Here is a 12,703-nt window from a genome sequence, read left to right as displayed (position 1 = left end):
GGTTAAAAATTAAAATGAAACTTTGACTCCTAGGCTGTATGTGGATGCAATTGGATATACATTGGCATCAAATCCCATTCCCGATACTTCTGGTGTAAAACCATTATATTTGGTAAACATAAAAGGCCGATCTGCTGTGACGAATATGCGGGTCGGTAGTTTTGGAAAGTCAAAATTATAGCCCAATTGAATGTTTTGAACGCGCAGGTAAGCACCGCTTTCGACAAAGAATGAACTTGCCTGTAGGTTCCATGATGCGACAGAGCCTGCTGCGGATGGATGGGTATTGCTAGTGCCTTCACCGGTCCATAGATTTTCAACAAACGCTGCATCAACATTCATTTGATTGTATTTTCTTCTCATCGCTCGGTTGAGATTATGGATTTTGTTGCCACTTACACCTTGGAAGGCGATACTCATATCAAATTTTTTGTAATCGAATGCTAGATTGAAACCGTATGTGATCTTGGGAAGGTAGTTTCCTAAATTGATACGGTCGTTTTCATCCAGTTCTCCATTATTATTTTGGTCTTTGTATTGGAAATAACCTGGTACAATAGGGGAGTTTGGATTCTGTTTATTGTATGCACTTGCGATGGGGTCGGCATCGATCTGCGCCTGATTTTGATAGACTCCTGCGACTTCATATCCATAATAATAGTTGATCGGCTCGTTGATCTGGATTCTTGCCGGGAATTCCGCTGACCATTCTGGGTAGCCGTTCATGATATTTTCTAATCCTCCCAGATTTTTGATTGTATTTTTTAATGTGGTTACATTTCCGGCAATAGCATAGCCTAATGCTCCAATTTTATCTTTCCATTGAAGTCCGACTTCCCATCCACTGTTGGCTACACTGCCCCAGTTTCCATATACACGATCCCAAGAAAATGGAATTGGTCTGCTGAAAGCCAGATCATGAGTCGTTCTGTGGTAGTAATCAACAGTACCGCTCAAGCGATTGTTCAATAAAGCAAAATCTAGACCGCCATCCCATTCTTCCACGACCTCCCAGCGTACTGGAGAGAAGAATCTACCGATGCGATAACCAGGTATTCTTGTGCCGTTTGTTGTACCCTCACTACCAAATATTCCTGAAAAATTATTCCCTGAATATACGGTTGCATACCCTGCATTGGGTTGGATACCGTCATTTCCTAACTTACCCCAGCTTCCGCGTATTTTTAACTGATTGAAAAGCGTCTGATTTTCCATAAACTTTTCCTTGGTCAATACCCATCCTAATCCTACGGATGGAAAATATCCCCATTTCGTTTGATATTTAGAACTTCCATCGGCACGGAAAGTGGCGGTCAATAAATATTTGTTGTCATAGTCATATGTTCCTCTTGTAAAATAGGATACCCCTGCATTTCGAGATCCATTTTCGCCATATCCAGTAGCTGAACCTATACCTTGGGCACCCACGCCTACATACCAAAATTCTTCCGATTCGGGTACATCATTGGCCTGTACCCAGGTTTCGCGCCAGCGTTCTTCACGTGAAGATTGCCCCAAAAGCACTGTCCAGTGGTGTTTTCCAGCTTGATCTTTGTAGGTCAGTAAATTGTCTAAGATATAGTTGTTGTTACGTGCCTGTGCAGATCGTAGAAAAGATCGGTCGTTTCGCTGGTCATTATCGATATAATAAATGGGATTATAACCGATGTTATGTGTGGATTGGTACCGTTGGCTGAGCTGTGATTTGAACGTAATCTTGTCTTTCCACAATTCTGCTTCTACGTAAAAACTCGGTAGGATCTGGAATCCTTTTGTTTGATTGTTGTTATAGAAGGCGGTAGCGATAGGATTATTGTACCAAAATCCCGATTGCATACCGATCGCTGTGCTAGATCCAAATTTTTCCGGTTTTGAAAGTTCGAGGGAAGGATCATACACCGGGTATAGCGGAGTAGCAAAATAGGCCTGACGGAAAGCAGCATTATTGGGATGGTAGGATTTAAAGTTATTTAAATGTGCCATGAATCCAACTTTTAACCAATCTGTGACTTTGGCATCAGCCTGCATGCGCATGTTAAATTTTTGGTTATTGTTTTTAGCATCCATGATGCCTTCTTGTTTGACGTAGTTGAGTCCAAACGCATAGCTTATCTTTTCACTTCCGCCCATGACATCGACATTGTGATTGGTTATTAATGCTTTTGAGCGTAGCAGCTCATTGAACCAATCCGTATCCATCGCTGGATTGGTCTCTGTGCCACCAAATTTTTCAACTGAATTTTTTACAAATGCACCATTTCCTGTGGCTGTAGCATAATGAGCATACTGCTGCGCATTTGCCATTTTTAGAATGTTGGTTGGTGTCTGAAATCCGGCAAAACCATTGTAAGTTACTCGGGATTTCATATTTAAACTCCCTTTTTTGGTCGTGACTAGAATGACCCCATTTGCGGCACGAACCCCATATATCGCTGCTCCAGATGCATCTTTTAAAATAGAGATGTCGGCTATATCGTTGGGGTTTAGGAAGTCAATATTGTCCATAAACATACCATCGACCACATACAAAGGACTTTCATTATTAAATGATCCTACTCCGCGGACCCGTACTGATGGTGTAGATCCAGGCGCTCCCGAGCTGACAATCTGTACTCCTGTAACGGCACCTTGGAGGGCATCCATGGGATTAGAAACGGTACGTTTGGCCATATCTTGCATATTGACCGTTGAAATTGGTGCGGTGAGATCGCCTTTTCTTTGTGTACCGTACCCTACGACGACGACTTCATCGAGATTAAAATCGGTATTCGCTTTTAATTGGATGGTCACTGAATTGCCTGTAATGGCTACAGTTTTTGTTTCATAGCCCAGCGAAGAGACCATCAAATAACTTGATCTTTGAGGGATAACGATTGTGAAATCTCCATTTTCGTTGCTACTTGTTCCAATTTTGGAATCTCCGGATACGGTAATACTGGCCACAAGAGGAATCCCCTGTTCATTGGTGACTTTACCTGTAATCGTTCTGCTCTGTGCACTTACTGGATTGGTAAGGCAAGACAGAAGAGCAACACTTGCCATGATGCTAACATTATTTCTCATGCTTGATAAATTAAAAATTTAGGACTGTTTATAATTAGCCCAAAATTAGACTTAGATCGGCGTAAGTTAAATTTTTCCACTACTTCAACACTACATCATATTGGGTTTATGATATAAAATTCGGTATATTTGGGGTACGTCAAGTTTACGTCAACCCGATTATTAATCTTTTATGAAATACCTTTTTATACTGTATCTTATTGCTTCTTTTTTTTTACCGATTACCTCAGCTGGGCAACAGTTAATTGGGTTACCTCTCGTGAATAACTACAATAAAACTATATATCAAGGGGGAAGCCGTACTTGGGATATCAAACAAGATAGTAGGGGAATCCTATATTTTGGCAATAGTGAAGGGCTGATTACTTTTGACGGGAGATATTGGAAATCTTATGCTTTACCTAATCATACCATCATTCGGTCCTTATGGATTGATGACCATGACCGTATTTATGTAGGTGGTCAAGGAGAGTTCGGTTACTTTGAACCTGCTCAACAGGGAGGATTGACCTATACCTCATTAAAAGCACTGATACCTGAAGAATACCGTAATTTTGCCGATATCTGGAATACCATTTCATTTGGGCAGTCTGTTTTTTTTAGAGCGACTAATGTGATTTTTGAATTTAAAGGTCAAAAAATAACGGTGCACCCTGCAGCTGCTGAATGGTATTTTATGGGCAAGGTCGGGGAATCATTATTTGCACAAGATAAAAAAAATGGACTATTGGTCTACCGTAACCATCATTGGTCCCCACTGCTCGTGGCTTTACCTTATACCGATATGAAGATATCTGCCATGATACCACTAGGTAAAGATCGGATTGTTATCTCAACTTTAAATAATCAGAATTATGAGTTGAAAGACAGGGCTTTAATCCGATTAAATAAGGAGGGTTGGGAGGATAGTTATACACCATCCTCAGCTCGAATTGATGATTCAACCTTTGTGATTGGCAATGCAAAAGATGGTTGCCACATACGTCATATCAATGGCAAGACTATACAACGTATCGGTGTAAGAGAAGGATTACAGAACAAGAATATTTCCGCAGTATTTGTGGATCAACAGCAGTATATTTGGGTGGCGAGTGACAATTGCATTTCGGTGATTTCCTACGGATCTGCCTTACGGTATCTGAGACCAAATCTTGAAAATGATGTCACTGGTTTATCTTCCTTAATTTTTGATTATAAATTATATTTATCTTCTTCAAATGGAGTTTATGTGGCTCCTATTACCAAAGGAATGAAAGACCAAAGTCGTTCATTGAGCTCATTTTCGCTTTTTCCAAAAAGTGATGGTGGAGAGGCATGGCTCTTAAAAGAATTAAATGGTCACTTATTACTTGGACATAATAAGGGGCTTTTTCAGGTAAAAGATCAATCTTTAATCCCCATATCCAATCGGACCGGGATTTGGAATGTATTGCCTTTAAGCTCGGTATTTCCGGTAGATCACGCTCTCGTGGGGACTTATCAGGGTTTTGAGTTACTTCATTATGAACAAGGTAGCTTTCATTCTGGAGGACAGCTGCGTGGGATACTTGATTCTTATCGTTTTATAGAGCAGGATGATCGAAAAACAATCTGGGCATCACATCCCTATCGGGGTATTTACCGCATGCGACTCGCAGCAGATAGACAATCGTATCAAGCAGATCTATTTACTAAAAAAAATGGTTTGCCCTCTGATTATCAAAACTTCGTGTTTAAGATCAAAGATCAAGTTGTATTTGCAACAGAAAAGGGGCTTTACAGGTATGATTATGGTAAGCATGTTTTTGTACCTGCACTTGATTTTAAAGTATTTGATGGGCTTACGATTCGTTATTTAAAAGAAGATCAAGATGGAAATATCTGGTTTTGTACAAACAAATCTGTAGGAGTAGCACAATTTGATCCAAAGGGGAAAACGTATCAGCTGGTCAAATTTCCTGAAATGGAAGGAATGAATACCTCTGGCTTTGATCATATCAATACGTATGATAAAAATAATATCTATATCGTTGCGGAAAAAGGAATTATTCACCTTAACTATGAAAAGTATATCAAAGAAGCACGTAAACCAACGGTACTGTTATCACATGTAACTGTAAAATCCAGTCGTGATAGTATTATTTTTGCAGGATATTTTCCTAAAAATTTAAGCGGCAATGATAAGAAATTGAATGCTGAAGAGCCACAACTAGCTTCTAATTTGAATTCTTTTCAATTTGCTTTTTCATCGCCAAGTTATGGAATCCATGAACATGTGGAGTTTAGTTATCAACTGGTCGGGTATGACGAAAATTGGTCTCCATGGGCTCATGTTTCTGAAAAATCATACACCAATCTTCCGAGTGGTCACTACCGTTTTCAAGTGAAAATTTGAAATAATCTCAATCAGATCTCCGAAGTATCGTCTTATGGTTTTACAATTTTACCGCCTTGGTATCTAAGTTTTTGGGCAAAGTTTATATATGTCATCTTAGGTGGGTTTGCTGTATATGGTTTTTTCACGATACAAAAACAAATATGGAAAAGACAGCGTCTCCAATATGAAAAGAAAATGGAACAGCTTCGGTACATCCATCAACTTGAAATCGAAAAAAGCGAAAAGGAAATCGTAAAACTCAATAATGAGAAACTAGAACAAGAAGTGTTGCTCAAAACCAAGGAGTTGGCAAGTGCAAGTATGAAATTATTAGAAAATTCTGGAACTCTAGTCAAAGTCCGTGACGAATTGGCAAAATTAGAAATCGGAGAGGAAGAGTCATCTGATTTAAAACGTGTCCATAGTTTATTGAAAGATGTGGAGAAAAATAGTGCAAATTGGGATCAATTCGCCTCTCATTTCGATGAGCTCAATGATGGTTTTTTGAATAAGCTAAAGTCCAACCACTCGGGACTATCACGTAATGATTTAAAAGTGTGTGCCTATTTAAAGCTGAATTTCACGACCAAGCAAATCGCGCAATTGCAAAATATTACGGTCAGGGGTGTCGAAATTCACCGTTATCGATTACGTAAAAAATTGCCGGTTGGAAAAGATCAATCATTAAGTGATTTCTTGAATGAAATCTGATCTACTAGGATATGAGCTTCAGTCAGCTAGGAAATAGCTATGGTTATGAATTTCATCTTTTGGGTGGTCTTTTATTGGAAAGGCTTAATCGAAATTTGACTATGGACCGTACGTCCATAGTCATTGTATTCATTAGAAAATATAGTTTTTTAACAGTGATCTTTTTTAAAACGAATATTGTTTCGTTAAGTTAGCACCGTCACCAGATAGGGTTGGATTTTCATTGACCTTAACGGTTCCGTCTACTTCAATTTTGTAGTTAACAGGTAGGTCTTCACCATAATTGATAATTTGTACACCACCAGAAAATGCCTGAATAGGCTGCGTTGTTTCAATAACGTAAGTTTTGGTTCCGCCAATGAAATCCGTCTTACTTAAACCTATCGCTGATTCTCCGGTTTTGACCACCCCGTTTACTTTCCATACATCATTTTTTCCAGCTGAAGTTCCACCTGCAACAACTACCGATACATAATCGCGATCTTGATTTACGTTGCTTAATGTTACTGTAATTTTATAATTACTTCCTTTAGGTACAACTTCACTATTATCGTTGTCTTTGCTACAACTCGTAGTCAGTGATCCAAATGTGAGTAGGGATAAAACTCCTAAAAGGGCTATTTTAGCATTTACTTTTTTCATAACTGTATTTTTTTGTATTTTGTATGAACAAATTTCAACAGATTGCCCTATTGGAACAATCATCCTAAACCCTGATTTAATTTCTAATGGTTTACCATGATTTTTTCGGGAGATGAAAATAGCCTTCTTTTTATTTTGATATTTGTTGTATAAATTGTAGATCGATGTTTAAGCGTTTTTTTTTAGTATTCTTTTTTTTAATTTTCATCCTTATCAATAACAGCAAAGCACAGCAACTCATTCCTTTAGATGAAGAGCTGTACTTAAAACAAATAAATAACCTCATCAAATCAGGTGATACGGATAGTATACGACTGAATAACTCTCTTTTGCTTTCCGAATATTGGGCTCCTACAGATAGTCTAAAAAGCAGGCAGTCGCTTGATGCTGTTTTGCATTCAAAAGGTAAACATATATTGAGTAGCGGTCTTCTAGATTATTATCAAGCTGTTTTCTATACGAATCAGGGGGATAAAACCAAAGCTAAAAATCTGTATGAAGAAGCTATCCGTATCTTGGAGAAAGAACCTCAAAATACAGAGATATTGATTAAATCTTGGTACAATTACGCTTACATTCAAGTGCCTGAAAAGGGATATGATTTCTTAGTAAAAACATTGACAGAGAAATGTATTCCTCTGAGTGATAAAAGTGGAAATAAAGAACTTTTGGCTTTTTGTTACACGCAGCTAGGCTTGACTTTTATGTCTGTTGGAGATTTTAATAAAGCCGACGAATACCATCAAAAAGCACTGGAAAAAATCCATCAGATTGGACCACAGAACACGGTTCACCTGCTTACTTATCTCAATATGGTGAGCAATTATTGCTACATGCCTGATAGTAAGACCGCGAAGCGCTACCTGGATAAAGCAACACTACTGATCCAGCAACATCCAAATACGCAACATGCTGCCAATTATTACTATCAGGTGGCCATGTACTATACGACAATACAGCAGGTTGAACCAGCACTGGAAAATCTGCGCAAAGGAATTACATTCGCTAAGCATAAAAAGCAACTCAAAATGTTGCAGATGTTAAATTTCCGGATGTATAATATTTACCTTGTACAAAAGGATTACAAAAAAGCGAAGGCTTTGATGGAAGGAATTTTGAAAGAGGGAATTTTGACAAGGGAAGGAATAAACCGCAAAATTGTTCTGACGCAATTGGCATCTGTAAACGAATTTTTGGGTGATTATAAAGAAGCTTATCATTGGATGAAGGAATCCAGCGTATTGACTGATAGCATTCAGAAGCAGCAATTATTGGAAAAGATGAATGAGTATGAGATCTTGCATCAAACTTCTGTCAAACAACAAACGATCAATCGTTTGGAACAAGAAAAAAAAGAAAATCAACTTATTGCTCGTAATAAAAGCCTACGGACGACACTTTTAGGGATCGCACTTGGTTTAAGTTTGGTGATTGCGTTGCTGGCTTTTCTCAATTATACAAATCAACAAAAACTCAATGATCAAATCAGTGTAAGTCATCGGCAACAGTTAAGGCGTATCGAGGACGAAAGGAAATATGAGGCTACACAAGCTATTTTGAAGGGCGAAGAGCAGGAGCGGCAGCGCATTGCTCAGGATCTTCATGATAGTATGGGGGGCATGCTGGCGAATATCAGAATGACGATTTCAAAAGACCCCGTCGGAAGTATAGATCAATCAAATGATATTATTCAAAAGTTGGATCGTTCTATTTCCGAAATGCGCAGAATTTCGAGAAACCTGATGCCTGAAACATTGAAAAATCTAGGATTGGAGATCGCATTAACAGAATTGTGTGAGTCGATGAGCCACAAAAATCTTCCTATTCAATTTGAGGCTTTTGATTTAACTGAAAATATCCCCTTTCAAACACAGTTGGCGCTTTACCGTATTACCCAAGAAAGTATCGGTAATGCATTGAAATATGCCCAAGCCAGCAATATTATCGTGCAGATCAGTCAGAATAATAATCTGCTACAGCTCACGATCGAAGATAATGGAATTGGATTTGATAAAAAAGAGATTACGGAAGGTTTGGGATTAAGAAATATTGAAAATCGCGTCCGATTAGTTAACGGAAGGGTTGATATCATTTCATCAAAGGGTGAAGGAACGACTATAAATATCGAGTGTTATGTTTAATAAAAATAGCCTCAATCTGGCCATTGTTGATGATCATCCCATGATTTTGGAAGGATTGAAATCGCTCTTACAACATGAAGACAAATTTCAAATCTTTTCATTTACAAAGGGCACTGCTATCGTTGACTTTATTCAAGAGAATAAGGTGGATATTGTATTGTTGGATATTATTTTAAGTGATGGTAGCGGGCTTGATTTTTGTAAAATAATCAAACAAAGTTCGCCACGTACTATTGTCTTGGGTATCAGCAACCAAGCAGAGCGCAGTATGATTTTTCGCTTTTTAGAAAATGGCGGAAATGGCTATATTTTAAAAAATGCGGATTCAGAAGAGATTATTGCATGTATCGAAAAAGCACTGCATGGGGATTTAGCTTTAAGTAAAGAGGTGCAGCAGATCTTGTTGCGTCCGACTAAAAATACGGTTGAAATCCCTAGATTGACCAAGCGGGAACAACAGATTTTACAAGCTATTGCCAATGGGCATACCTCAGCAGTAATCGCTGAAAATCTGTTTATTTCAATTATCACGGTAGAGACACACCGTCGAAATTTATTAAAAAAATTTCAGGCGAAAAACATGATTGAATTGGTCAAGATCGCTACAGAAAACAAATTGATTTAGAAATATACAAGCTATTATAATTATTTCAGTATCTCATTTTTGTTCATTTCTTGTATTTAATCTGCTCTTTAATTGCGATCGAGTGTGGTTAAGGAAGATGACTTGCTATAAAGCTTTGATTTATTCTATTTTTATTTAACTTTGACAATACTAGTAATCAATTTTAATCATCATAAGTTTCATCGGAAATGAATCAGATCTCTATCAGTCGACTTTTAGCCCTATCTTTAATTTTATTTTTAATTGTTTCTTGTAAAAAATCTGAAGACAATCAGGAGCGGTTTAGTAATGGATTGTCCATTATCGTTCATGAAGGACATGTTGCCATCAGTGGTTATCGATCTTTAGGGGGAGAGCGTGGTACTGTTTACTGGTTGGATGGAGTGAAGACAAGTCAAACTAAGTTTGATCAACATCTTGCGAAAGGAACCTTATATCGTAAAGCGATTGATGATCTGGGTAAAATAAATTATGAATATAAAAATCAGATAGGGGGCAAGGATTCCTATCAGCTGGATCAGGGAAGTTATCTGTTGGATACCGTCATGTACTTTTATCAAAATAGTGTTCGGTTAAAAATGGAGAGTGATAGTGTGGGGGTATTGAGGACGATCGGGATCTATAAGGATAAACCTATTTTTGCAGGCATGTTTGGCAAAGTTTCAAAAGTTAATGGAAGCGGTTCTTTAGCGATTAGCAAACCCTTCTTTTGGGACGGAGTGTCGGGTCCTCTTGCTTTGCCTCTACCGAATAAAGGAATCTTTAAAGAAGTTACCGCTATTTTTCAAAGTAATGAAAATACGGTTTATGTAGGGGGTAACTGTGGTTTCCCGGTTTATTGGAAAAATCAGGAACTGGTTATATTGGATGATCGATATGGGGAAGTTTTGCAAATCACACAATCTAAAAATGATATTTATGCGGTCGGTTTGATTAATAAATATCAATCCAATAGTACACGACATACTGCCTGCTATTGGAAAAATGGTACTCTGTATGAACTGGAAGATAATGCGCAGGCTTCTGGGATTTATATTGATGGAGAAGACGTTTATGTAACGGGTTCTACTGGTGACGTTCCTGTCAATTATAAACCCTGTTACTGGAAGAATGGTGTCCGTGTGGATTTGCCCATATAAAGAAGAAAAACTGATCTAGCACACTGTATTTTTCAGTACTTTTCAATTTATCATAGTATTCGATGAGATTAAAAAGTGACGTCAACCGACGTCACTTTTTCTATTTGTAGCGTATAGTTTTCACTCCAATTCTTAGTTGTCTCTAAACCTGTTTGAAAGAAAATTTGATGTAGGAGCCTATATTGTAATTTAGGAGGTATAGATGCTATTTGTAGACACAGTACTTGATTAAGTGCTGTTTTAAAGGATTTGGGAGGATGTTTTAAACATTTTTACCCTTATTTTTAAGATCTGTTTCATTGTATAAGCGCCCAATCATATAGTTTTGTTATACAATTAGAGATTTTTCATCTGCTAATTGTTGACCAACAATAAACAACTAAACTTAAATTGATAAATGAAATTTTTTATTGACACAGCTAACTTGAAGGATATTCAAGAAGCCCAAGACTTCGGGGTATTGGATGGTGTGACGACCAACCCTACATTAATGGCAAAAGAGGGGATTAGTGGAGATGACCATGTTCAGAAACATTACCTTGATATATGTGCCATAGTGGATGGGGATGTAAGTGCCGAAGTGATTGCGACGGACTATGCAGGTATGATTTACGAAGGGGAGGAGTTGGCTTCTTTAAATACTAAAATAGTGGTTAAAGTACCGATGACCAAAGATGGGATAAGGGCTATTAAATATTTCAGTAAAAAGGGTATCAAAACGAACTGTACATTAGTGTTTTCTGCAGGACAAGCCTTGTTGGCAGCAAAGGCGGGTGCAACTTATGTGTCTCCATTTATTGGCCGCTTAGATGACATCTCTGTCGATGGCCTCGGTCTTATCAATGAAATTCGTGAAATATATGATAACTATGGATTTTCAACGCAAATATTAGCCGCTTCTGTACGCAACAGTGCGCATATATTAGGCTGTGCTAAAATTGGTGCTGATGTCATTACATCTCCTTTGTCAGCGATTCTTTCTCTTTTAAAACATCCTTTAACGGACAGCGGACTTGCTCAATTCTTAGCTGATCATAAGCGAGTGGCTGATCAAAATAATTAATAGTTATGGAAATGAATAAAAAAAGTGTTTCCGAACTAGAAGAAATTGTTTCTCAGGTTCGAAGAGATATTGTTCGGATGGTTCACTCCTGTCAATCTGGACATCCTGGAGGATCTTTGGGTTGTACGGAGCTTTTGGTTGCTTTATATTTTGAAGTGATGAATAGAAAGGAGGGATTTGATCTCGATGGAAAAGGGGAAGATTTATTTTTCCTTTCTAATGGTCATATTTCACCTGTCTTCTATAGCGTATTGGCAAGAGCAGGTTATTTTGATGTAGCGGAGTTGGCATCGTTTCGTAAGATTGGATCCCGATTGCAAGGTCATCCCACTACCCATGAGGGATTGCCAGGTATTCGTATCGCATCAGGTTCCTTGGGACAAGGGTTGTCTGTATCGATTGGTGCAGCTCAAGCTAAGAAATTGAATCACGATAAAGGCTTGATTTATGTGCTGATGGGTGATGGCGAATTGCAAGAAGGTCAAGTATGGGAAGCTGCTATGTATGCCCCCCACAATAAAGTGGATAACCTTATCGCTATTATTGATTATAATGGGGCACAAATTGATGGAGCAACTCAAGATGTTTTGTCACTAGGAAATCTTTCCGCCAAGTGGTTGGCTTTTGGCTGGCATGTCATCGAAATAAAAAATGGAAATGATATTGCTTCTATACTGGAGGGGCTTTCCGAAGCAAAATCACAAGCTAATATAGGTGTGCCTGTTATTATTTTATTGCATACTGAAATGGGGAATGGTGTCGATTTTATGATGGGTTCGCACAAATGGCATGGTGTAGCTCCAAATAACGATCAATTGGCTATCGCTTTAGCTCAGAATCAAGAAACATTAGGTGATTATTAATTATTATTAGTATGTAAAGTATTGGTATTTAAAGTTTAGTGACGTTTTGCTTAAACCTAAATACCAATTAATCCATACAAACTATTCTATACGGGTAAAA

9 protein-coding genes are annotated in these 12,703 nt (G+C 38.0%); 7 read left to right on the top strand and 2 right to left on the bottom strand.

From position 1 onward, the window contains the following. Positions 1 to 9: 9 nt before the first annotated feature. The gene (locus MUB18_RS17695; RefSeq protein ID WP_248754088.1) at positions 10 to 3,063 is read right to left on the bottom strand and encodes a SusC/RagA family TonB-linked outer membrane protein; all 3,054 of its coding nucleotides are present in this window, start codon (positions 3,061 to 3,063) and stop codon (positions 10 to 12) included. A gap of 172 nt (positions 3,064 to 3,235) precedes the next feature. Between MUB18_RS17695 and MUB18_RS17690 the strand changes: the two genes are divergently transcribed. Together MUB18_RS17690 and MUB18_RS17685 are read left to right on the top strand one after the other, a co-directional pair. After that, positions 3,236 to 5,437, top strand: coding sequence for a two-component regulator propeller domain-containing protein (locus MUB18_RS17690; RefSeq protein WP_248754087.1), 2,202 nt, complete (start codon positions 3,236 to 3,238; stop codon positions 5,435 to 5,437). Positions 5,438 to 5,614: 177 nt separating this feature from the next. Continuing rightward, positions 5,615 to 6,130: a helix-turn-helix transcriptional regulator gene (locus MUB18_RS17685; RefSeq protein ID WP_248754086.1), complete on the top strand. Its 516-nt coding sequence runs from the start codon at positions 5,615 to 5,617 to the stop codon at positions 6,128 to 6,130. A gap of 165 nt (positions 6,131 to 6,295) precedes the next feature. Here MUB18_RS17685 and MUB18_RS17680 read toward each other — a convergent pair whose 3' ends face one another. Further along, complete coding sequence (locus MUB18_RS17680; RefSeq protein WP_045753028.1) at positions 6,296 to 6,772, bottom strand: hypothetical protein; 477 nt, start codon at positions 6,770 to 6,772, stop codon at positions 6,296 to 6,298. A 164-nt stretch (positions 6,773 to 6,936) separates the two neighbouring features. Between MUB18_RS17680 and MUB18_RS17675 the strand changes: the two genes are divergently transcribed. The 5 genes from MUB18_RS17675 to MUB18_RS17655 all read left to right on the top strand — a co-directional run bounded on the left by MUB18_RS17675 (position 6,937) and on the right by MUB18_RS17655 (position 12,603). After that, positions 6,937 to 8,913 carry an ATP-binding protein gene (locus tag MUB18_RS17675; protein ID WP_248754085.1) on the top strand — a complete coding sequence of 659 codons (1,977 nt, stop codon included), beginning with the start codon at positions 6,937 to 6,939 and terminating at the stop codon, positions 8,911 to 8,913. After that, positions 8,906 to 9,538, top strand: a complete 633-nt coding sequence (locus tag MUB18_RS17670) for a response regulator (protein ID WP_248754084.1) — start codon at positions 8,906 to 8,908, stop codon at positions 9,536 to 9,538. Before MUB18_RS17675 ends, MUB18_RS17670 begins: the two co-directional genes overlap by 8 nt. 188 nt (positions 9,539 to 9,726) lie before the next feature. Continuing rightward, complete coding sequence (locus MUB18_RS17665; protein WP_248754083.1) at positions 9,727 to 10,677, top strand: hypothetical protein; 951 nt, start codon at positions 9,727 to 9,729, stop codon at positions 10,675 to 10,677. Between the two features lie 397 nt (positions 10,678 to 11,074). Next, entirely contained in the window at positions 11,075 to 11,740 is a 666-nt protein-coding gene (fsa, locus tag MUB18_RS17660) for a fructose-6-phosphate aldolase (RefSeq protein WP_045753032.1), read from the top strand. Positions 11,741 to 11,751: 11 nt separating this feature from the next. Then, on the top strand, positions 11,752 to 12,603 hold the full coding sequence (locus MUB18_RS17655; protein ID WP_248754082.1) for a transketolase: 852 nt from the start codon (positions 11,752 to 11,754) through the stop codon (positions 12,601 to 12,603). Positions 12,604 to 12,703 lie beyond the last annotated feature (100 nt).

This window comes from Sphingobacterium sp. PCS056 (assembly GCF_023273895.1).
Lineage (GTDB): Bacteria > Bacteroidota > Bacteroidia > Sphingobacteriales > Sphingobacteriaceae > Sphingobacterium.
The sequence above is the reverse complement of the archived record's forward strand: the minus strand, read 5'-3'. Positions and strand labels throughout refer to the sequence as shown.

Coding starts and splice junctions, on each gene's coding strand:
- MUB18_RS17695 (WP_248754088.1), bottom strand. CDS start 3,063: ATGAGAAATAATGTTAGCATCATGGCAAGTGTTGCTCTTCTGTCTTGC.
- MUB18_RS17690 (WP_248754087.1), top strand. CDS start 3,236: ATGAAATACCTTTTTATACTGTATCTTATTGCTTCTTTTTTTTTACCG.
- MUB18_RS17685 (WP_248754086.1), top strand. CDS start 5,615: ATGGAACAGCTTCGGTACATCCATCAACTTGAAATCGAAAAAAGCGAA.
- MUB18_RS17680 (WP_045753028.1), bottom strand. CDS start 6,772: ATGAAAAAAGTAAATGCTAAAATAGCCCTTTTAGGAGTTTTATCCCTA.
- MUB18_RS17675 (WP_248754085.1), top strand. CDS start 6,937: ATGTTTAAGCGTTTTTTTTTAGTATTCTTTTTTTTAATTTTCATCCTT.
- MUB18_RS17670 (WP_248754084.1), top strand. CDS start 8,906: ATGTTTAATAAAAATAGCCTCAATCTGGCCATTGTTGATGATCATCCC.
- MUB18_RS17665 (WP_248754083.1), top strand. CDS start 9,727: ATGAATCAGATCTCTATCAGTCGACTTTTAGCCCTATCTTTAATTTTA.
- fsa (WP_045753032.1), top strand. CDS start 11,075: ATGAAATTTTTTATTGACACAGCTAACTTGAAGGATATTCAAGAAGCC.
- MUB18_RS17655 (WP_248754082.1), top strand. CDS start 11,752: ATGAATAAAAAAAGTGTTTCCGAACTAGAAGAAATTGTTTCTCAGGTT.